The 22,323-nt window shown below is 43.8% G+C and carries 15 protein-coding genes; 4 read left to right on the forward strand and 11 right to left on the reverse strand.

Translation table 11 applies throughout. The features are described from left to right. Window positions 1–653: 653 nt before the first annotated feature. From dut to rimP, 9 genes are all read right to left on the reverse strand, one after another. Window positions 654–1,091 (reverse strand): dUTP diphosphatase, encoded by a 438-nt coding sequence (gene dut, locus JWG45_RS02600; protein ID WP_205278224.1) that lies wholly within the window; start codon window positions 1,089–1,091, stop codon window positions 654–656. An 887-nt stretch (window positions 1,092–1,978) separates the two neighbouring features. Next, window positions 1,979–3,265, reverse strand: a complete 1,287-nt coding sequence (locus tag JWG45_RS02605; protein ID WP_205278225.1) for a M16 family metallopeptidase — start codon at window positions 3,263–3,265, stop codon at window positions 1,979–1,981. A gap of 16 nt (window positions 3,266–3,281) precedes the next feature. After that, complete coding sequence (pnp, locus tag JWG45_RS02610) at window positions 3,282–5,378, reverse strand: polyribonucleotide nucleotidyltransferase (protein ID WP_205278226.1); 2,097 nt, start codon at window positions 5,376–5,378, stop codon at window positions 3,282–3,284. Between the two features lie 11 nt (window positions 5,379–5,389). Further along, the gene (rpsO, locus tag JWG45_RS02615; protein WP_069609165.1) at window positions 5,390–5,656 is read right to left on the reverse strand and encodes a 30S ribosomal protein S15; all 267 of its coding nucleotides are present in this window, start codon (window positions 5,654–5,656) and stop codon (window positions 5,390–5,392) included. A gap of 52 nt (window positions 5,657–5,708) precedes the next feature. Next, complete coding sequence (gene truB / locus JWG45_RS02620) at window positions 5,709–6,638, reverse strand: tRNA pseudouridine(55) synthase TruB (RefSeq protein ID WP_205278227.1); 930 nt, start codon at window positions 6,636–6,638, stop codon at window positions 5,709–5,711. Then, entirely contained in the window at window positions 6,595–6,948 is a 354-nt protein-coding gene (gene rbfA / locus JWG45_RS02625) for a 30S ribosome-binding factor RbfA (RefSeq protein ID WP_205278228.1), read from the reverse strand. The genes truB and rbfA overlap by 44 nt, the downstream gene beginning before the upstream one ends. A 15-nt stretch (window positions 6,949–6,963) precedes the next feature. Beyond that, a complete protein-coding gene (gene infB, locus JWG45_RS02630) occupies window positions 6,964–9,660 on the reverse strand; it encodes a translation initiation factor IF-2 (RefSeq protein ID WP_205278229.1) in 2,697 nt (898 codons plus the stop codon). 66 nt (window positions 9,661–9,726) lie between these two features. Further along, window positions 9,727–11,121: a transcription termination factor NusA gene (nusA, locus tag JWG45_RS02635; protein WP_205278230.1), complete on the reverse strand. Its 1,395-nt coding sequence runs from the start codon at window positions 11,119–11,121 to the stop codon at window positions 9,727–9,729. A gap of 1 nt (window position 11,122) precedes the next feature. After that, window positions 11,123–11,611 (reverse strand): ribosome maturation factor RimP, encoded by a 489-nt coding sequence (gene rimP / locus JWG45_RS02640; RefSeq protein ID WP_205278231.1) that lies wholly within the window; start codon window positions 11,609–11,611, stop codon window positions 11,123–11,125. Window positions 11,612–11,810: 199 nt separating this feature from the next. On the opposite strand from rimP, the gene JWG45_RS02645 reads away from it, so the two are divergent. Genes JWG45_RS02645 through JWG45_RS02655 form a run of 3 tightly spaced genes read left to right on the forward strand, consistent with a single transcriptional unit; the run spans window position 11,811 to window position 15,061 of the window. After that, the gene (locus JWG45_RS02645; protein WP_205278232.1) at window positions 11,811–12,977 is read left to right on the forward strand and encodes an LIC_12708 family protein; all 1,167 of its coding nucleotides are present in this window, start codon (window positions 11,811–11,813) and stop codon (window positions 12,975–12,977) included. Continuing rightward, window positions 12,968–14,449 (forward strand): bifunctional ADP-dependent NAD(P)H-hydrate dehydratase/NAD(P)H-hydrate epimerase, encoded by a 1,482-nt coding sequence (locus tag JWG45_RS02650; protein ID WP_205278233.1) that lies wholly within the window; start codon window positions 12,968–12,970, stop codon window positions 14,447–14,449. Before JWG45_RS02645 ends, JWG45_RS02650 begins: the two co-directional genes overlap by 10 nt. 3 nt (window positions 14,450–14,452) lie before the next feature. Further along, window positions 14,453–15,061, forward strand: coding sequence for a hypothetical protein (locus tag JWG45_RS02655; RefSeq protein WP_205278234.1), 609 nt, complete (start codon window positions 14,453–14,455; stop codon window positions 15,059–15,061). Between the two features lie 776 nt (window positions 15,062–15,837). Here the strand turns inward: JWG45_RS02655 and JWG45_RS02660 are convergent. Both JWG45_RS02660 and JWG45_RS02665 read right to left on the reverse strand, forming a co-directional pair. Continuing rightward, window positions 15,838–17,295 carry a CARDB domain protein gene (locus JWG45_RS02660; RefSeq protein ID WP_205278235.1) on the reverse strand — a complete coding sequence of 486 codons (1,458 nt, stop codon included), beginning with the start codon at window positions 17,293–17,295 and terminating at the stop codon, window positions 15,838–15,840. 720 nt (window positions 17,296–18,015) lie between these two features. Then, complete coding sequence (locus JWG45_RS02665; RefSeq protein WP_205278236.1) at window positions 18,016–19,167, reverse strand: DUF1343 domain-containing protein; 1,152 nt, start codon at window positions 19,165–19,167, stop codon at window positions 18,016–18,018. Between the two features lie 160 nt (window positions 19,168–19,327). Between JWG45_RS02665 and JWG45_RS02670 the strand changes: the two genes are divergently transcribed. After that, window positions 19,328–21,853, forward strand: coding sequence for a cyclic nucleotide-binding domain-containing protein (locus tag JWG45_RS02670; protein WP_205278237.1), 2,526 nt, complete (start codon window positions 19,328–19,330; stop codon window positions 21,851–21,853). Window positions 21,854–22,323 lie beyond the last annotated feature (470 nt).

Below are 22,323 nucleotides of genomic sequence, written 5' to 3' on the forward strand. Positions count from 1 at the left end.
TGCGATCGACCGCGTCCATTCATGATCCGCGACAAAAACGGTCAAACAAGGAAGAATGGAAAGAAGGACGGCGTTCCTTTTTGATTCGGAAGGAAGACTTTTTCCGAAGACGCTCTCCAAAATTTTTATTTCCAAAAAGGAAGAAAACGTTAGCACAATCGAAAATATCGCAAATTCAAAAAACGGATTTGATGCAAAATATTCTTTATTTAGAATATTCAAAAACCTATATTTATTTTGAATTATTTCAAAAAGAAAGAATAATACAAAAAAGAGAAAACTTGTCAAAACGAAAAAACGCAATTTTCGATCCGATCCTATTCTTAGCTTCGGATAAGAACGTAAAATCCAAACGATCGCCACGGCAAAAGCAACGCAAGCGAAGAGAATTGCCAAAGAAGAGGACACTGGATCGGACCATTCTCGTTTCGCTTTCACAAGAAAGTATCCGGAGGATATACCGAAGCCCAATAAAATCCTGAGAATATGAAACCAACGAGAAAAACTGTTTTCTTCTTCCATCCGTCGCCTTAGGATAACTTCCGCTCTCTGAAAACGAGAAGTCTTCCAAAAACAACAATCCGTCGTTTAGAATTCTACGCTTTTTTCGTTTTGAATCTCCGAATATCAAATCAGCTTATAAGAATAGAACGTTATACACCCGTTGAACCGAAACCGCCTGCGCCTCGCTCGGTTTGATCTGGGAATTCTTCGACGAGGGACCATTCCGCATACCATGTTTTACGAATGAGCAGCTGAGCAACTCTCATTCCGTGCTCGACGACATAGGGAGAATCTCCTAAATTCAAAAGAGGAATCATCAACTCTCCTCTATAATCACTGTCGATCGTACCGGGAGAATTCGGAATGAGAATTCGATTTTTAGTCGAGAAGCCCGATCGTGGACGAATTTCAAAATGATATTCCGGAGGAATCGCAAAAGAGAGCCCTGTTGGAACCAAAATAATCTTCCCCGGTTCGAGGGTTAGATTGGAATCCAGACACGCGTGCACGTCATAACCCGCCGAATGAATCGTTTGTAATCCGGGAAGTTCGGCGTTTGGTTTTAATTTTTTAACTGAGATTTTCATTCTTTTGTGAATCCCCTCTCTTAAAGATTTTTTCTAAAGAAAGAGATTTCCATGATTCTTATCAGAATCTCAGCCACAATCTTTTATCGAATGAAATTAGGCGAACTTCGTAGAATCGGAGAAGTCACAAATCTGTAAGAGTTCCTACAAAAATCCTTACAGTGCAATTAGGCGAACTTCGCAGAATCGGAGAAATCACAAATCTGTAAGAGTTCCCACAAAAATCCTTACAGTGCAATTAGGCGAACTTCGCAAAAACGAAGAAATCGCAAATCTGTAAGAGTTCCCACAAAAATCCCCACAGTGCAATTAGGCGAACTTCGCAAAAACGAAGAAATCGCAAATCTGTAAGAGTTCCCACAACGATCCCAACAGTGAGATTAGGCAAACTTCGCAGAATCGGAGAAGTCGCAAACCTGTGAGAGTTCCCACAACGATCCCAACAGTGAAATTAGGCGAACTTCGCAGAATCGGAGAAGTCGCAAACCTGTGAGAGTTCCTACAAAAATCCCCACGGTGAGATTAGGCGAACTTCGCAGAATCGGAGAAGTCGCAAACCTGTGAGAGTTCCTACAAAAATCCTTACAGTTAAATTAGGCGAACTTCTTAGAATCGCTGCCACTCGTCAGGACGGAACTACAACCCTTTCGCATCGATAAATTATACGAACCTCACACAAACGGATCGCTTTCGCGCTCTCCGAAACCAAAAGGCGAGAAACCTACATTCAGAGAACTTCCGACTCAAAAACCGAAAACAAGAACTTCAAATTGTTTTACAACTGCCAAAATGCAAAGAGAAGTAAAGAATGCTTGTCTGGCAAAAGGAATATCGGTAAAAAATGAAAAGTAGATTTGAAAAAGGGCGAATAGAAAAAATTGAAAAACTTAGAGAGAAAAAAGCTTTATCGCCGCTTTTTCTTCTTTGACGCCAAGATTACCAAGAGCGGAAAGATGGAGTTTTGGAATTCCAAAAACGGATTTTGCAAAGTTGTTGAGATCGTCCAGAGTAATGGAATAGATCTCCTTTACCCTTTCTTCGTAAGTATAATTTCTTCCATAGTAGAGTTCCATCAGAGCAATTGTATTCATTCGAGATTCCGTTTGCTCGTAGCTGATGGATAGCGTTCCCTCGTGGTTGGTCTGGGCGTCTCGCAGTTCTTTTTCCGTGATGCCGTGGTCCAGGATCGATTTGAGTTCGTCGGAGATGGTTTCCATACAAGTGATGAATTTGTCTTTTGAAGTGGAACAAACGATACTGTTGATCCCAACATCCGCATACGAAGAAGGATACGCCGTGATCTGATAACAAAGTCCTTTCTCTTCTCGCACTTTTTGAAAAAGTCGGGAAGAAGTTCCACCGCCTAAGATATGAGTGAACAAACTCGCTTTGGAAGCGTTGTGAAACTCTCTTTGAAAGCCCTCGCCGCCCAAAATAAAATAAACCTGTTCCAGCTTCTTTTTTTTTGGAAAGTATCCCCATTTCTTTTTGGGAAGAATCAGGTCGTTCCCTTCTTTCTTTTTATTTCTGGGTTTGTTAAAATGTTTCCCAACGATGGAAAATATTTCATCCGGTTCGAAGTTTCCGGAAACGGAAAGAAACATATTTTCAGTGTGGTAATTCGTATCATAGAATTCTAATAAACTCTTATGACTCACCTTGGAGATGGATTCTCTAGTTCCGATGATATCTCGTCCTAAAGGATTCTTAGGAAAAAAATTCTGATAATAAAAGTCGTGGATATAATCTTCCGGAGAATCTTCATAACCTTGGAGTTCTTCCAAGATCACACCTGCCTCGTTTTCAATATCCGATTGTTTGAGCAGAGGCTGGTAGATCATTTCGGATAACAATTCTAATCCTAGATCCAGGTGTTTACCCGCAACTGTAACGTGAAAGTAAGTGTATTCTCTGGAAGTCGCCGCGTTCGTAAAACCGCCGACCCTTTCGATGTCTTCTGCTTGTTCTTTCGCGGTGCGTTTCGCCGTGTCTTTGAAGAGCATGTGCTCTAAAAAGTGACAATAGCCTGCGTTCTTCGGAGATTCGTGTCTGGAACCGACTCGGACAAAAACGCCGGCGGAGACACTGACTGTATGAGGAGCTTTTTGAAAGAGGACCGTGATGCCCCCGGGAAGAACTTTCCTATAGACTTGCTGTGAAGGTTCTTGCTCCAAGGGCGCTTTTGAAATCTTAGACTTGCTCTTCTTCGAGCGCGTCTTTTCTGGAAAGGTCGATCTTTCCGGTTTTGTCCACATTGAGGACTTTCACACGGATGATATCTCCTTCCTTTACGATATCCTTAACGGAATTGACTCTCTTAAAATCGATCTTAGAGATATGACAGAGACCTTCTTTTCCGGGAAGAATTTCGACAAAGGCTCCGAAGTCGGCGATACGTTTCACCTTTCCTTCGTAGATCTTTCCGACTTCCACTTCCGTAAAGAATCCATCGACCATCTTCGCGGCTTTTTCCGCGGACTCTTGGTTCGCACCGGAAATCGTTACACGACCGTCGTCTTCGATATAGAGTTCTGCGCCTGTGAGTTCGCTGATGCCACGAACGTTCTTACCGCCGGGACCGATCAATTCCCCGATTCTATCTTTAGGAATATTTCTCACGATAATTCTCGGAGCGGTTCCCGCAAGATGATCCGCAGCTTTGGCGATATGTTTCTCCATAATATCAAGAATATGGAATCTACCTTTTTGAGCCTGAGTAAAAACGCTTTCGAGAACGTCAAAACTCACTCCGGTAACTTTCAAGTCCATCTGGAACGCGGTGATCCCTTTTCTGGTTCCCGCAATCTTACAATCCATATCTCCGAAATGGTCTTCCAAACCTGCGATATCGGAAAGTACTGCGAACTTTCCGGACGTATCGGAAAAAAGTCCCATCGCGATTCCGGAAACGCTCCCCTTAATCGGAACACCCGCCGCCATCAGCGCGAGAGAACCGGAACAAACGGAGGCCATAGAACTGGAACCGTTGGATTCTAAAATTTCGGATACAACGCGGATAACGTAAGGAAATTCATCCGGTTTTGGAAGAACGAGTTTTAACGCTCTTTCCGCCAAATTTCCGTGACCAATTTCTCTTCTTCCAGGACCGGAAGATCTGCGAACCTCACCTACGGAAAACGCAGGGAAGTTATAGTGAAGCATAAAGGACTTTTCTTTTTGTCCTTCGAGGGTTTCGTATCTCTGATTGTCGGATCCGGTTCCAAGAGTCACAACTCCCAGAGACTGGGTTTGACCTCTTGTAAAAACGGATGATCCGTGAGGACCCGGAAGAGGATTGATTTCAACTGAAATCGGACGAATTTCGTCTAACTTTCTTCCGTCAAAACGAGTTCCTTGTGTTAAAACTTGTTCGCGAACGATTTCATATTCCAATTCGTGAAGATAGGATTTGATATCTTTGATCTTCTCGGATTCTTCTACGGTTTGTTTAAAGAATTCTACGACTTCTTTGTTTACGTTTGAGATTTCTTTGTTACGAGAAGTTTTATCGGAAGTTTGATTTGCCGCTTTTAATTTTTCAAAAGCGTAATCTTTCACTTTTGTAAGAAGTTCTTCGTCTTTCTTTCTGAGTTTTACTTCTCTTTTGACGACGCCGATCTTTTTAGCGAATTCTTCCTGAAGCGCAACGAATTCGGCGATGTGCTTTTGAGCAAAACGAAGAGCCGCGAGCATTTCCTCATTGCTGAGTTCCTTCGCTTCTCCTTCGATCATTACGATATGAGTTTTAGTTCCGGCTACAACGAGATCCAAATCCGAATTTAAAAGTTCTTTGTTGGTTGGATTGAGAACGAGTTCTCCGTTGATTCTTCCGATTCTTGCGCCGCCGATAGGACCATTGAATGGAATATCAGAAACTGCTAATGCAGCGCTCGCCGCGTTTAACGCGTGTCCCGCAACGGTAACGTCTCCGTCTGCGGAAAGAACCTGCACTTGCAATTGCACTTCGCAGAAATATCCTTCCGGAAATAAGGGACGGATCGGTCTGTCGATGATTCTAGAAGTTAGAACTTCGTGTTCAGGAGGTTTGGCTTCTCTTTTGAAATAGCCGCCTGGAAAACGACCGACGGAATAAAGTTTCTCGGTATATTCGCAAGTAAGAGGGAAAAAATCTTGCCCCTCTTTTGCATCATCGGCCGCGCAAACGGTGGCTAATAAAACCAGATTACCAGACTTATAAACTACGGACCCATGAGCCTGTTTCGCCCAGTTACCGGTTTCTAAAACGATAGAATCACGGCCGTACTGACCGGAAATTGTATGTGTCATGTCGGACTCGCTTACTTACGAAGGCCGAGAGTTTCGATCAGTTTTTTATAACGGTCTAGTTCGGTTCTTTTAAGATAATCCAGAAGTTTCTTTCTTTTGCTCACAAGTCTCAAAAGACCTGTTTTAGAATGAAAATCCTTTTTATGAGATTTAAAATGTTCGTTGAGTTCTTTGATTCTTGCGTCAATCAATGCGACTTGCACTTCTGTGGACCCAGTGTCTCCCGCTTTACGGGCAAAATTACTGATAATTGTTTTTTTCTGTTCAGTAGCTATCATATCGTGAATATACCTTTTTACCATTTTTCAGGTCATAGGCCCCCCTTTAAAGCTAATTTTTAGGGAAGACTCTTAAATATTTATAATCTAACTCATGGATTCCATGTTCTTCTTTCTTACACCAAGCGAGAATCTCTCCTTCCGGAGAAACGAGTAAGAATTCGGTGGGAGGAATCCATTCCAACTTGGTCTTTCTTCCATTGAGAACGTTTCGGACTTCCGTCCCGGGAATTTCGAGGGTTGGAAATTCTAAGATCGCCTCCGGAGGATGGATTTTGACCTTTCCTTCCAAAAGATTCTCATAAGAATCCGCTTGGTTCAGATGGATCTTTCCGATGCTCGTGCGAACCAGTCTTTCGAGACGAAGAGGAAACCCCGCTCGATCCGAAATGTCCATTACGATCTTTCGGATATACGTTCCGGCGGAAACCCGAATCTTAAATTGAATCGATTCTGCGCTAAAGTCTCCGAGTTCGTACTGATAGACGCGAATCTTTCGAATTGCAGGAACCAAGGCCACACCTTCTCGAAAAAGGTCGGACCTTCTCCGTCCATTCACCTTGAGAGCGGAAACGTCCGGGGCTTCCTGGGTTTCCCAGGTGGGCACCTCAAGAAAAAGTTCTTTTAAGAGATTTTGATTTTCTTGGAACCACGCGGCGGTTTGTTCTTTGGGAAGGGATTCTAAGATCTCTCCTTCCTTGTCTCCGGAATCGGTGGATTCTCCGGGTTTTACCCAGGCCTCGTAGGATTTTTCTTTTTCTAAGAATACGCTGGAAAAACTAGTACAACTTCCTATGGGAAGAATCATGAGTCCGCTTGCGGCTCGATCCAGAGTCCCCGTGTGACCGACTTTTTTTAAACGCAGTTTTTTACGCGCTACCACCACAAGATCCGAAGAAGTCATTCCCTCGGGTTTGTGAATGATTAAGAATCCGGACTCAGTCCGGATTGGTAGGCTTTCTGGTAAGTCTGAGTGATTCATCCAAACTCTGAATGTATTCCTCATCCCAGAGGAACTGAATTCTTGGCGCGATTCTTAAACTTAACTTTCCCGATAACGTCGTCTGAAAAACGCCGGCGGCGCTGTTGAGTCCCGCTAATACCTTGATCTGCTTTTTCGGAGTACAGATCGCGGTTACAAAGATTCGCATATTCTTTCCGTCTTCGGAGATCTCCGCTCTGTGAACGGAAACCATGTGTACCCTCGGATCCTTGATCTTGCCGGAAAGGATCATCATCGCTACGGTTCGAACTGCTTCCGCTTCGATTTTTTTTCTTCGGATCGGATTCACAGTCCGTTACCCCGGTTACTCAAGCTTACGCTTGATGACGGTAACGTTGTAAGCTTCGATGATATCTCCGGATTTGAAATCGTTAAATCCGTCCACTTGAATCCCGCACTCGAATCCGGAAACCACGTCGTTGACGTCGTCTTTGACCCGTTTGAGAGACTTGAGTTTCCCGTCGAACTTGATCACACCTTCGCTGATCACGCGCACATTGGCGGACTTCGCGATTTTTCCGGAAGTAACCATACAACCCGCGATATTTCCGACCTTGGAGACTTTGAAAATTTCTCGGATCTCCGCGGTTCCGATGACTTCTTCGATCTTTTCGGGTTCGAGAAGTCCTTCCATCGCGAGTTTGATCTCATCCACAACTTGATAGATAATATTGTAATACTTGATCTGAACCTGTTCTTTTTCCGCAAGAGCGATGGTCTTCGGATTCGCACGAACGTGGAAACCGATGATCAGAGCGTTCGAAGCGGATGCGAGCATCACGTCCATATCCACGATCGCACCGGCGCCGGATTGAATTACGTTCAGCTTTACTTCCGGAGTGGAAAGTTTTTCCAAAGATTCCTTGATCGCTTCCGCAGAACCGCGAACGTCCGCCTTGATGATGACCTTGAGTTCTTTCAAAGCGCCTTGTTTGATAAACTCGTTCATATTCTCAAGAGTGACTTTCGAAGCGGATCCGGCTGCGGCACCCGCGTTTCCGATTCTTTCGAATTCAATTCTATGTTGAGAAATATTTCTCGCTTCTTTTTCATCCGCCATCGCGTCAAAAGGAGCTCCTGCGTCGGGAACGCCGTCGATACCCGTCACCTGAGCCGGAAATGCTGGCCCTGCTTCTTCAATCGCTTGACCGTGATCGTTGTACATCGCCCGAACTCGACCTGAGAAAATTCCTGCGACAAACGGATCGCCCACTCGTAACGTTCCATTTTGAATGAGAACGGTCGCAACCGAACCGCGTCCGGGATCCAGTTTTGCTTCGATGATCGTTCCTTTTGCTTTCCGTTTTGGATTCGATTTGAGATCCATCACTTCTGCTTGGAGAAGGATCATTTCTAAAAGTTTATCGATTCCGATATTTTCCTTCGCGGAAATTTTGACATACATCGTCTGACCGCCCCATTCTTCCGTTTGAAGTCCGTGGTTGGCCAATTCTTGCATGATCTTATCCGGATTTGCAGTCGGAAGATCGATCTTGTTGATAGCGACGATGATCGGAACTTCTGCGGCTTTGGCGTGGCTGATCGCTTCGAGAGTCTGAGGCATCACCCCGTCGTCCGCTGCGACTACCAAGACAACGATATCCGTAATCTTAGCTCCCCGCGCTCTCATCGAAGTAAACGCTTCGTGACCCGGGGTATCTAAGAATGTAATGAGTCCTCTTGCGGTTTTTACCTGATACGCTCCGATATGTTGTGTGATTCCACCGGACTCGGTGTCGATCACGGAACTGGTTCGGATCGTATCCAACAATTTGGTCTTCCCGTGGTCGACGTGACCCATGATGGTAACTACCGGAGGACGATTGATATAATCTTCAGGACTGTCTTTTTCTTCTTCGATGATGGTTTCTTCATAGAGGGAAACCACTTTTACCTTACAACCGTATTCATCCGCCAAAAGGCCCGCGGTTTCCGCGTCGATGATATTGTTGATCGTCACCATCATTCCCATCTTCATGAGTTTTCCGATGACATCCCCCGGTTTCAGGTTCATCTTTTTGGCGAGTTCGCCTACTTGAACATTTTCTAATATAGTAATTTCTTTGGGAACTGAGATTCCGGAAACTCCCACAACTTTCGATTTCTTGAATCTTTGTTTGAAAAATTTCGTATTCTCCGCACCGGAAAAATCCCTCTTATCAGAGGAAGATTTTTCCTTGTCGTGCCCTTTCTTCTTACTCGCGCCTGCGGCACCTCTTGCCTGAGAGAGTTCCACTTCCGCAGAAGTAATCGGCATCGGACGTCCGCCCGGTCCACCGGAACGATTTCCCGGACCACTGCCACCAAAACGATTGCCCGGTCCGGGAGCTTGTCCTGGACCACGATTTCCTTGATAACCGCCACCGCCGCCTTGACCTGGTCCGCGATTGCCTTGATAACCGCCACCCTGACCCGGAGGACGACTTCCTTGGTAACCCGTTCCGCCGCCTTGACCCGGTCCGCGATTGCCTTGGTAACCGCCACCCTGACCCGGAGGACGACTTCCTTGATAGCCTCCGCCACCTTGGTAACCACCGCCTTGACCTGGTCCGCGATTGCCTTGATAACCTCCGCCCGTATTCGGACGAGGGGCCGGTCTTGCGATCGGCCTGGATACGATAATACTCGAATCTTCTTTTTGAAAAGGAGAGGGAGATGGAGGATAGGAAGAATCTCCTCCTTGTCCTTGAGGATCGCGAGGAGATCTCTGAGGAGTTCCCGACTCTGGTCTTCTCGGAGTTTCTTCGTTTTTGACTTCTCTTTGAGAAGAAGGCGCCTGACGAACAATCGGCGACTGACCGGAATCCCCTCTCGGAGGAAGCGGTGTCACCGGTTTGGACGGAGCAGAGGATTCTGCCGTCGTTTCTTTTTTAGGAGATGCAGAGGCGGAAGGTGACGAAGGTGCTTCGTCCCCTTTCTTCTTAATGATCAGCTTCTTGCGTTTTCCCGCATCCGCCGCGCCCTGGAGCGTTTCCTTGATCGTCTTATTTTTATCTTCCATAATTGATACCCTGGCTTTCCGGAGTCACTAAAAGCTCCGGCTCTGAGAAAAACCCTTCGGGTTTTCTCAGTTATCTTCCACCCATTCTACGGATTCTCTTAAAAGTTTGAGAATCTGTCCGGCGGTTGTATGTCCGATTCCTTGCAGTTTTGCCAGATCGTCTTGACTGTATTCGATCAGGGTTTCCAGATCCTTAATTCCTTCACTCTTCAGGATTCCCACGATACGGGCTGAGAGACCGGGAAGATCTTCGAGAGGAGTCAGGCCTTCATCCTCTTCTTCTTGTTCCGCTTGAGCCTTAGATTCTTCGGAAGGAGAATAGAAAAGTCTTTCCAACCTTTCTCTCGCTTCCGGAGAAGCCAACTCGGCGTTGTACTGCGCTACGGTTTTGATATCGATTTTATAACCGGCCAACTGGGAAGCGAGCTTCACGTTGGATCCGTTGATTCCGATCGCGAGGGAAAGTTGATCGTCAGGAACGACAACCATCGCCTCTCTTCCGGAACCGTCCACTTTGACTTCCACAGGTTTTGCGGGAGAAATTGCGTTTGCGATAAATTCGGATGGATCATCGGACGCTTCTACGATGTCGATTCTTTCGTTTCCAAGTTCTCTTACGATGGATTGAATCCGAACCCCTTTCATACCGACACAAGCGCCGACTGGATCGATGTCTCCGCGAGTCGCACGTACCACAACTTTCGTTCTGATGGAAGGTTGTCTCGCAACGTTGATGATCTCAACGAGTCCGTCATAAATTTCAGGAATCTCCATTTCAAAAAGTTTCCGAACGAAATCCGCGGAAGCTCTCGAAAGGGTAATGACTGGAATCGGCTCTCTCGGACGAAGTTCCACTCTTTGAATGATTGCTTTGAGTCTGTCTCCGCTGTGATACTTTTCACCGGGATTTTGTTCCCTGCGAGGCATGATTCCTTCCACTTTCCCGAGGTCGATACTCATCGCGTCTTTTTTCCATCTCTGGAAATATCCGTGTGTGAGTTCCCCTTCTTTCGCCTTATACTCATTATAGAGAAGTTCTTTCTCCATATCTTTGAGTCTTTGGAAAACCATCTGCTTTGCTTGGCTCGAGATGATTCGAGAAAGTTCGACGGGTTTTTCGCGAAAGGAAACGACGGATCCGACTTCTGCGGAAGGATCGATCGCTTTCGCTTCTTCTAAACCGATTTCGAGTGGAGAAGACGCGGCTCCTTCCACTACCTTTTTTGCTATTGCTATAACGACGCTGTCTTTGCCGGATGCAAACTCTACTGTGACAGGAGAAGGTATATCCGATTCTTCGGATTCTTCCAATCCTTCCAGTCCGGACTTTTTCTTATAGGCGGTTATAAGAGAATCACGTATGACTCCCATAACGGCTTCCCTATCCAGGGACTTGTCCGCACAAAATTGCTGGATTGCTTCCAACAGATTTCCTTCCGATTGTGTCTTCTTAACTGCCATATCAAATACTTACGTAGAGATTCCCTTTCAGTATATCCTTGAGCTTCAGGGTCGTCTGCTTTTTTCCGGCAGATTTTTTACCCTTCTGGAATTTTTCCAGAATCACCTGATCCTCAACTCGATCCAATATCCGGAAAATTCCTTCCTGAGGATTCTCTGATTCTCCGGATAGAAAAACCAGACGAACCGGTATTCCCCGGAATCGATCCAGGTCGCCCGGAAGGTCAAGCTTCCTTTCCGCCCCGGCGGAGGAAACTTTCAGAGTGTAGTCGAGATCCGGTGAGATCCGTTCTAACTCTTCTTTCAGTTTTCTGGAAACTTGCTCACATTCCAGAAGGCTGACTGAACCATACGGATGTTCGAGATTGTCCAAGACAACCTCGATCAACGAGTGGTTAGGCCTTTGGTTGACCTTTAATGAGTACAGCTTGACAGGCAAATGCAAGGCTCCATCCAGAATCGTCTCGATTTCTTCCTTGCTTACTGTCAAACCCCGGCCTTATAGAGAGAAAACTCACAAATGATTGAATTTTTCCTGATATCCTAATCAAACTATTCAAATTTGGCTACAGTGTAAAGTAAAAAAAGCCACGGATTCCGCGACCGATTGAATTCCTTGGATTATTGCTTGTTTTCCAATCGATCCATTGGAATGGTATCGTTACATTCCCAGATCCAACCAGGTTTTCATGAGAAATCTCAATCCAATCTCCCGCATTCGCTCCCATCATAGAAGAATTTTTATTCTTTCTTTTGGAATTCTTTTGTTCGTCGTCGCCATCGCAAGTTGCACTCGATTCAAAGTGGACAATTACAATTCTTATCTTTATGGAAGAATTAAGTTGGGTCACACTCTCGCAGACGTTCAGGCAAAAATTTTGAACGGAGTTCCCACCAATCTTCCTCAGACGTTACCCGTGGTCGGAGGCAATGTTTACGTTCCCGATTTCGAACAATCCTTATTGAAAGTATTCTCCACCGATGGGGAATTAAAATTCATATTAGGAATTTTGAAGGAAAAGGCGGGAGATAAATATAAATTTTTTCCAGCGAAGATTGGAAAGATAGGACTGATCGCCGTGAACGGACGCGAGGACATTTATCTTCAATCTCGAACCGGAAAGGAAGAACAACCCAAGATGGATCCTGCAACGGAGGATATCTTCTTAAAAAAAAGCGGTTCGTTTGATACGGAATACAGAGAAGCGACTCCTTCGGCAATTCTTCATTTTTCCGACACAGGAAAATTATTAAATACGATCTACGTGGAAGGAACCTCCGGAAACACTCCTTTCGGATACATTGAAAGAATGGAAACCGGAGAAGACGATCTTCTTTTTGTCTTTCATAGATTGAACGGAGAGATGAAATTTTCCGTTTATGAGAAGGGTGCGCTCTTACGCTCAATCGGCGCGTCCAATTTTTCAAACGTTATCTCGGATTCGGATTCCACACAAGTTCGTTTGGAGACGATTCTTCCGCATCAGGAAGGCAAATACGCGGTCGCTTCGTTTAGCATTTTTGATAAAAAGAATTCCCGTTTTAAATCCAGAAAAATTTTCAAGTATGATTTTGAAACGAAGTCCGCGAATCTGATCAAGGAAATACAGGATCCTTCCGAATCCTTGTATTGGATTTTAAAGGATAATAACTTTTTTCTCTGGGAAACCGAAACCGAGGAGGAGAGTTCGATCCGTCTCCAAGTGCACGACGACGACGGAAATCACGTAAACAACATTCGTTTGAACTACCTTCCTCCAAGGGGGCTTTGGAGAGAAACCTGGATGGATCTAAACGACGAGATCTATTCCGCCAGAATCAAATCCGGATATCTGGAAATTCATAAATGGAAATAAGGTTTTCCGAATATTCGGAACCTCTGTTTGACGATAAGGAAAGCAGGGATCTGGATCGGAAAACGATTCTCAAAACCGGAATTTCCGGTTCTCACCTCATGGGCTTTGCGGCCCTTTCCATCTATCAAAACTATCGAAAAAAAATCCTAAGATCCGATTCCGTTTTTATCCTTTGTGGAAACGGAAACAACGGAGGAGACGGACTTGCCCTCGCCTTTTTTTTGATCCAGGAAGGAAAAGAATCCAAAGTTTTTTTAAAAGAAGGAAGCCTTTCGGAAGAATCCGCATATTATAAAAATCTACTATTACGAGCCGGAGGTACGATTCTAAACTTAGAATCCGATCCTCTTTTCTTTGAAGGCGAGAACATTTGTATCATCGACGCACTTTTGGGAACGGGTTTTCAACCTCCGATCAGAGACCCATACGGAGAAGTCCTGGAAAAGATCCAAAAGCAAAAAAGGAAAAGCCCTAAGAGAACTTTTATCCTGAGTATAGACGTCATTTCCGGTTTTTCCGAAAATTTACCGGTTCCTTTTGAAGTGGATGCGTTAGCCGAAATCGGGATGAAAAAATGGAGAAACCGTTTTTTACCGAACGAGATCAAAAAAACATTTCATAGAATAGGATTCCCGATCGGGAAAAAGGACGATCCAAATCCGGAATCGTTTGGCAAAATTCTTTGGAAAATAATTCCGGATTCTTACTTAAAGGAATGCCTTAAGAGAAAAGAAGATTCTCATAAATATAAAAACGGTTCTCTTCTTTTGATCGGAGGTTCTCAGGGGATGGCGGGCGCGGCTCTTTCTTCGCTTTTCGCCTTTCACGAGTTAGGCGGTGGAATTTCCTTGCTCCTCAGCCCCTCCGAAAAAACGGTGCGTTCCGTTCTCAAAAAAGATCCTTCCCTGATGATCGATCGAATTGAAGATTCTTCCACTGTTCTTTCAAAGCCCTTTGTTAAAATAGCTTCCGTTTTTTTACTCGGACCCGGATTAAGAACGGATGAATGTCCGATTTTGGATTTGCCGAAAGATAAATTTTGCGTGCTCGACGCCGGCGCTCTTGAGGTTTACAAAGAAAAAATTTTACATGAAAAAGTTCTCATGACCCCTCACACTGGTGAATTGGAAACACTTCTAAACCAAAAGATCAAAACCGTTTCGGAAGGAATTTCTCTTGCAAAAGATTATGCGAAATCGTTTCGAGTTCACATTTTATGGAAAAGACATTCTTCTTTTCTAATAGATCCAAAGGGGAATTTGTTTGTTTGGGAAAAAACGGAACCCAAATTGGCGGTGATGGGAACGGGGGATCTTTTGGCGGGAATTCTCGCGTTTTTTCTTTCGAGAGGTTTTTCGATTCCGAATTCGACCCAACTTTCCTTTTCCTTGCTGACGAACGCGGCAAAACGATCTAAAGGTTTTCCAACGGCTTCCGAAATTCGGAAACGTTTACTAAAAGGAGGAAACTAAAAAATGAGCGGCGGTTATCATTCTCGTTCTCCGGAAGAATTTAAAAAATTCTTAGAGGAAAGTCGCAAACGTTCCAGTTCCGGTAAATTTTCGCGAGTTAAGTTGATCTTTGTCCTCAATTTGGTTTTGATAGTTTTGGTCATTGGGATGGTCGTAAGAACAATGACACCCGGTGCGTTTGCGGTTCAATCCTCGTCTTCAAAATTAAGAATCGGATCGGCTCTCGTTTATGCAAAATCAAGCCGGGAAGGAAAAGAGGGAGTTCCTACTTTCTTTTTGTTTATGAAAAACGAAAGTGATTCCAAAGAACTTCGTTTCCCCGATGCAAAAACAAAGTTTAGAATTCTCTTAAGTACCGGAGAAGGTTTGAAATGTCTGGAAGAGAACTGGGAAATAGAGGAGAGAAATTTAGATCCCGGTAAGATAGAATTCGCAAGATTTCAATTTAAAGAATACGACTTTGTTTCGCTCCCGAGCGACTGTAGGATCCAACCCGAAGCCAGCTTTTTGGAAAGAATTTTCCGGAGAACCTCTTCCAAGAGCGGTTTGAACGTCGAGATCCGGATTTCGGAAAAAAGCGAAGAAAAAATTCTTACAATTCAAAACCTTTGAACTCTCGAACGCATTAAAAAATTCCTGACTTCTTTGTTTTCAGACGTTCTCTGATCCGCTTTATCGGTAGGAGGGTTGTCCATAGAAATCAGTGAATTCCTTGTGCGTGTTTAGGCGAACTTCGTGAAAGCACGGGGGTTTGTGAAATGAGTCGATTTGTGCGCGTTTAGGCGAACTTCGTGAAAGCGCGGGGGTTTGTGAAACGAGGCGATTTGTGCGCGTTTAGGCGAACTTCGTGAAAGCACGGGGGTTTGTGAAACGAGGCGATTTGTGCGTGTTTAGGCGAACTTCGTGAAAGCGCGGGACTTTGTGAAATGAGGTGACTTGTGCGCGTTTTCCCGCGTCGTTCGTCACTCACGGCGCTCGCTCGTACCTCACTACGAGGTTCGTCACATTTGCTATGACATTCGGCTTGCGAGACGCTCAACAAGGCTCGCACAAACCTCCGTTAACTCGTTTGCGCACGAGAGTCCCTGCGACTCGAACGTAGAGAAGTCTTTTTCTTTAGACGAAGGTTGCATCATTTGGGAATCGTTATTCCAGAATTCCTATGACCATATACAATATCTCTTTTTGGCTTCCACAACTTGTCGAGAAATGAAGTTAAAAAGGAAACTATTTGTGAGAGGCTACCGCGGATTTAACCTATAAATTGAATATAAAGAAACGACTTCCGGCTTTTTACAATTCTTAAGTCGACCATTCTAAATTCAAAAATCCGCTCGAGAAATCAGGAGCGAATTTTTGAATTAGAAAAATTTTCCAGTTTATCTCCATTAACGGATGCAAAGACCAGAAGGAATCGTAATTTCCGGATACACGTGATAGCGGTTGTTATTTGGATTCCAATCGTCGATCCAATGACTGCGGTTTACTTCTAATTGGAAAGAATGACTTCCTTCCATGTAAGAAGGATTCCCCATCAAATAATAGATAGGAAAAGTAACCCTGATCGTCTGGCCGGGAAGAATGGCTGGAATGCCTGCGCCATTTCCCCAATTGACATTACGAACATCCGTATGCATCGCGGAGATCATTCCCACATCCAATCGCTCCTCGCTTGCCGTTTTTCCGATATTTTTTATATCAGCAGTGACCAAAAGAACGGGAGCCTGAGGATGACATTCTCCGCTGAGACTAATGGATGCGTTTATGATTGTAAGGTCCGGTAACATATCGGAGATAACTTCGATCGTTCTACAATATGCGTTGTTCGTTTCATCGGATTCGTTCGCCTTCTTACCTGGATCAATTCTTGCGCAAAAATAATACTTTCCAAGAGGGATGTCGTTCGGAAGATACATCGCTTCCCGCGCCAGTAGAGAATAACTTCCTGCCGGACGATCGGGTGTGTTGCTGATTCTTCCACCGCGTAACAAAGCGTCTTCCTTAAATGTAGACGAATAGACGGCATAACCTTCCGGTACGATTTGATCTTTCGAAATGATATAATCGACCATATAGCCTTCGTTAGCTGGACCATTTCCAAGAGCAAAACCGTTTCCAAAGTTTGCTACCTTTGCGATTATCTTAGAACTGATTTCTTCTCCAGGTGTGACCCTATCATTCACATCCAAACTTATCGTTAGATCGGGCAAATCCGTTTCACTTTGAATCCCGCACCCTTTTGAAGAAACTGAAATCATATTGTTATTGGAAGACGACTCATTATCGATTCCTACGAGCTCTGCAGTAATCTTTAATTCCTGAAGAGGATCATCGATATCCGGAATAAAGTATTCGGTATTAAATTCGACCGTTAGAGATTCTCCGGGAAGTAAATCCTTCAAATTTTTTCTATCCGTAGGATTCTTACCGTGATTCGATTTAAGATTCGCCTTCGTAATCACAAAAGAAGATTGGGAATCATTCAGACGAAAGGAGCCTTTACCGATATTCCTTATCCGAAGAATCAAGGAAGTCATACAACGAGTCTTATGTTGATTGTGCTCGTCTCTCCAGGAGGAAAAAAGCGGCGGATTTATAAGAGTCAAATCAGGAAGATCTTGACTTCCTATTGAATTAGCAAGGCTCCCATTTGAACTCTCCGATTTCGAAGTTGTTAAAAATTCTTCGGTATCAGCGGTTCCGCTCGTTTCGGAAGAACCAATTGCATTCAATAAGAACAAGGAAGTGGAAATATCTTCCTTTTTTTCGCCTCCACAATGCAGTAGAGAATACAAGACCGCCAACAAGACCAAACCCCTCACCGATTTTTGCAAATGTGTGTTCATATTTATCTCCTAATATCCCGCTTAGAAAACGAAATGGACCGAAAATTTGTGCCAGGCTTAAAAGATTTTTATCGGGGAATATTCAGCCGAAAAATGGGAAATAAATCCAGACTCCCCCTTTTCTCTCTATTTTTTTGGGAAATTTCAGAATGAGAAAGGATCATTCTTTCGCTGAAAAAGACGGGACGAAGGTTTGAATCAATTTTTCCTTTCTGAATCCGCTTTAATTCTACCATTTAGCGATTTTTGAGAGACACTTTGGGGGAGATTCATTTACAAATCGCAGTCTTCTCATTCGCAAATGTTGAATGAAAATTATTCCCGAATTCGGAAAAGAATGTTTGAATGCTTCTCTCGAAATTTTAGTGTTTATGTGGAGTTCGAAATCATGGAGTCTCGATGCAAGAACGAGGGACACGCACATTTTCTCACCAAACTTGCGCCGGCCTTTCTTAAACGTTTAGACGAACTTCGCATAACCGCGAGAGTTTTGTCGGAAATGCGACAACTGAACCGACGCTTCTCGCGCGCGTTTAGACGAACTTCGCATAACCGCAGGGTTTTATCGGAGATACGACAACTGAACCGACGCTTCTTGCGCGCGTTTAGACGAACTTCGCATAAACGCTAATAAAACCCATGTCGACAAAATCGTAAAAAAGAAACGTTCGTCAAATCTTCGAAAGTGTATTTTGCGAAAATAAGACTAAATTTTCAATTCTAAATTCTATCCAAAACCCGCTTACACTTTTTCTTCCAGATCACCTCCTCTTCTTTCAAATATTCAAATACCATAAAATCTGAATATACTCCGTTTAAATAATCCAAAAGAAAACGATCTCCGACCAACAATTCGATCGCAGGTCGATCCGATCGAAATTCGTAGGCTCCGTCGCGATAGGCGAATTCTTTCGGATATTCCTCCCTCAGTAATCGAATCAGCTTTAAGGAAAAAAACAGACTGTGAAATTTCTCCGGTCTCTTTAAAAGAATCTGATAACCTCCGCAGATTTCATCCTTATGCTTATGAAATGTAGGAATGAATTTTAAAGGACGAAGAACAAAACTTTCCTTTTGAAAATTCTCCAATTCTTTTTTTAGTCTCTCGTTTTCTTCTCGAATATAAGGAGCACCGAAAATTTCAAAAGGACGCGTAGTTCCGCGACCTTCGGAAAGATTCGTCCCTTCCAAAAGACATTGTCCTGAATAAACGTAACAAGTGGAGATAAACGGAATGTTCGGAGAAGGAGGAATCCATAAAAATTCTGAATCATTTTTCGAATACCAGCCATCCTTTACGATTTTTATCTTCAGGTTCAGAGAAAATTCTTCCTTATAATATTTGAGCAATTCTCCCGGAGTAAGCCCATGCCTGTGTAAAACGCTCCTGACTCCCACGAAGGATTCGTAATCTTCCTGAAGGGGGGTTCCTTCGATTTTTCTTCCCGCAGGATTGGAAGAATCCAAAACCAGAACGGAAATTTCTTCTTTCCCTGCGTTGTTCCACTTACTGATCTCTTCCAAAAAATAATAAGCCGTAGTTAGGAAAGTATAGTAACGCGCGCCCGTGTCCCGAATATCGACGATCACGAGATCCAGTCCTTCCAGGGATATGGAATCAGGAACGAGACTGGACTCATGATCTCCGTAAAGATTGATAAATTCCACACCTTCCAAATTGTATCTAAGATGAGAACCGGAAACCTGATCCTGAAGCTCCGCGAAAAGTCCGTGTTCGGGGACAAAGATTTTTTTTAGATCGTATCTTTTGTGAATCGTCCGAAAATGATATTCCCCATCGAGCCCGAAGGCGCTCTGATTTGTGATCATTCCGATTCTGGACACACGAAGAAGTTTTTCGATTTTATTCATCGTTCTTTATGGTTTTCAAGAGGCATAAAGAGTCAAGTTTTCCAAGAATCCAACTCGATTCTTCTCATTGAAAACTGGTTTTTTCTCGAGTCTTGAAAAAAAGTGTTTTCCGTATGGATTAGGAATAGTTTCTTTTTCATTTAACCTTCGATAATCAACTATGGCATTTGATCCTTCAGTTCCACAACAACAAGCCCAGGCTCCCGCAGGAACGCTCCTTTTCCCGGAGGGTTCTCCAGCAAATACATTGAACGTGCTTCACAGTGGAACGGTTCGTTATTTAACCGAAGTCCCCAGTGGAAGAAAATTAGAACTTTTCAAACTCAACGGCGCCAATCTCACCCCAGGTTCCGTTGCTCTTTTCACGAATGGAAGATATCCCTTCCATCTCCAAGCGGAAGAAGCGTGTGTAATTTCCACTTACGCCATGAATTCTCAAACCATAGCGAAGAGTATAGGTTCGAGAATTTCTTTAGGAATGATGGTCGCAAGGACCCTCCTAAGAGAGGTCACTGAACTTTTTAAAAAAGCGAATCAGATCCGAAAGATCACTTCTGAAATTGAAAAGGTAAACGATAACCTTTCCATTCTTTACTATCAATTCAATCCGAGCGTTTTTCCCGATATCAAACCGGGATCTCCGATTCCCGAAGTATCTTCGGACGTTGTGGATCCGGTGATGCGTCTCTGCCGAGAGAATCTGAAATTATTTTTTGACAACGGTGGCCTTCTTCCAGATCGACCGAGTCCGCAGTTCCTAGAAGAAGAGCACGAATCGCAACTCACAAGGCTCTATCCGGAAGAGATCGATTTTCAGGACGGAGAATTCAACTTCATCCGCAAGCTTGTTCTCCAGGATCCGAAGATCCTAAACGCACTTTTTACGGCCGATCCTTCGATGCTCACCTACGTTTGTATAAAACTCGCGAACGTTTTAGAACAAATTTCCGGAATTCTCAAAACCTGTCTTTCGGATCTGGATGAGGCCTTCCGACTCTTTTTTGTGGGTGAGAATAGCCTCGTGGAAAAATTTTATCTCATCCTGGATATCACTTCTTCCGGTTACGGAACCGCACCCGCAGAATTCGTAATTCCAGTTTTGGGAGCCGCAGCCGGAAAGATTGAAAAGTATAGGAATGGTCATCAAGCGCTATTTGGAGTGCCGGTCGCAGGTATTTCTCCTAACGCGGCTGCTTTTCTTTCCAAGGCGGGCTCGCTCGCAAAGAAGATGGAGGAGACCGCTCCCAAAACAGCCGCCCCTACTTCGTCCGCAATCACAGCCGGAGTGGATGTGGAAGCGATTCGCAAAGAACTCGACAACTCGGCTTCCGTTATCATTCAGTTTTCAGGTTTGGACGCAGAGAGAGTAAAAGAATTCTCCGCTCTCATGGTGAAAGTAAAAAGTCTAAAAAATCCTCTGGATCCAGAAGGGGACATTCGAAAAGTCCGGAGAACTTTAGGAAGACACTATTGGGACATGTATCAAGCCTGTTATATGAAATACATGAATTCAAACCGCAACGTTCCGAAAGCGGTCGATCTCATGTTGAAATACGGCTTTTTCGACGAAACCATGGTGGACGATTCTCAAATCGCCTTTATGTATTCTCATCAGGATACGATGAATTTCACTTCGGATATTCCGATTTCTTTAGGAACGGAATGGCTGGAGAGAATTTATAAAAGAGAAATTCCGACTTCTTTGGACGAGATGGGACAAAACTTCTTTGAAAAAGTGAAGATGGAGAATCGAACGATCAACATTAAAAAAGAATCCGATATTCCTCCTGAACTTGATAATCCGGATACAAGATTAAAGTTTGAGTTTGCTTCTCTTTACGAGGCCAACGTTAGACTCACTTCTGGAAGTCCGGCTACCCACTTTCCGATTCTTACAAAGTTCCATAGTCAGATGGCGATCGATAAGTCTTACGTTTCAAAGAAAATTCTTACCGACGTGATCCACGATTTAATGGCTATCGATTACTCCGTTTTTCACAGAGAAGTCATCTACAATAACAACGAGTTGGGGATCACGAAAGAATTCATCCAGAAATGTGTGATACCCGATTTTATCTTGGTACCTTCCATCGGAACCAAAGTGATGATGTGGCAGGATCTTTCGGTTCATAGAGGAGCCGGCTCTAAAGAAAGCCCGGGAAGAATTGTGGTCCCTATCTTTTCTCAAGGAGATCTGAAAACGATGATCTCCGATGCACTTGCTGCTTTCCGTTGGGAACTCACAAAATCCATTCTCGGAGCGGAATGGAACAACGTAGGGAATCCTTCGATCACGGCAGATTACACCGACTATATCCAATTCTTTAAGAAGAATAAAGACCTTTCCATGGAGATCAAGGAGAAACTTGCGGGAGACTTCAAACGTTTCCGGAACGACAGGGATATCTTTGCAAACGACTATCAACTCTGGATCAAATACGAATCTGACGGTGTTCAGAGACTCAATAAAGTTGTAAGAAGTATCTTTTATCGTCACATTCCTTTTAGCAGACCTATCCGAGAGAAAGTCGCAAAAACGCCGGCCTTCGGAGAAATTCATAATCGTTTCATCAACATTCGAAATCGCAAATATACGGAATTAGAAAATAGATATAAAAAATATCTCAACGCGTTAGGCTCCCTTCCGGATCCTTTACGTGAGAATTTGGATTTCTACCGTGTTTAAGGAGATCTCTTTGTAGATCCTTGTAGTTTGAATACCTCCCTTAAGAGGAGGTTCTAATTCTTTAGCAAATCCTAAAGAATTGAAAGGTCTCTTTCTTTTCTTTGAAAAAAGGAAGATGAATTTGGAATATTTCAGCCCAGAAACTCCGATTCCTAATTGCGAAATTTCATCCGAAAACAATAACTTTTGAATTTATGAAAGCATCTCTGAATACATGAAGAAGTTCAAAAAGGGAATTCGGATTTCTGGGCAAAAAAAACGCGTGAAACTCTTTTCATTGTGAGTAACTTAGGCGTGCTTACACGAACTTCGGATAAATCCTTCGATAAGAACTCAGCTTTCCTTTTGCGAGTTCCGTCAGAGCTACGATGATGGATTTTGGAAATTCCTACGTTTAGGCGAACTTCGCATAACTCCTTCGATAAGAATTCAGCTTTCCTTTGCAAACACTGTCGGTGTTACGACGATGA

The sequence above is a fragment of the Leptospira ainlahdjerensis genome (assembly GCF_016919175.1).
GTDB lineage: Bacteria > Spirochaetota > Leptospiria > Leptospirales > Leptospiraceae > Leptospira > Leptospira ainlahdjerensis.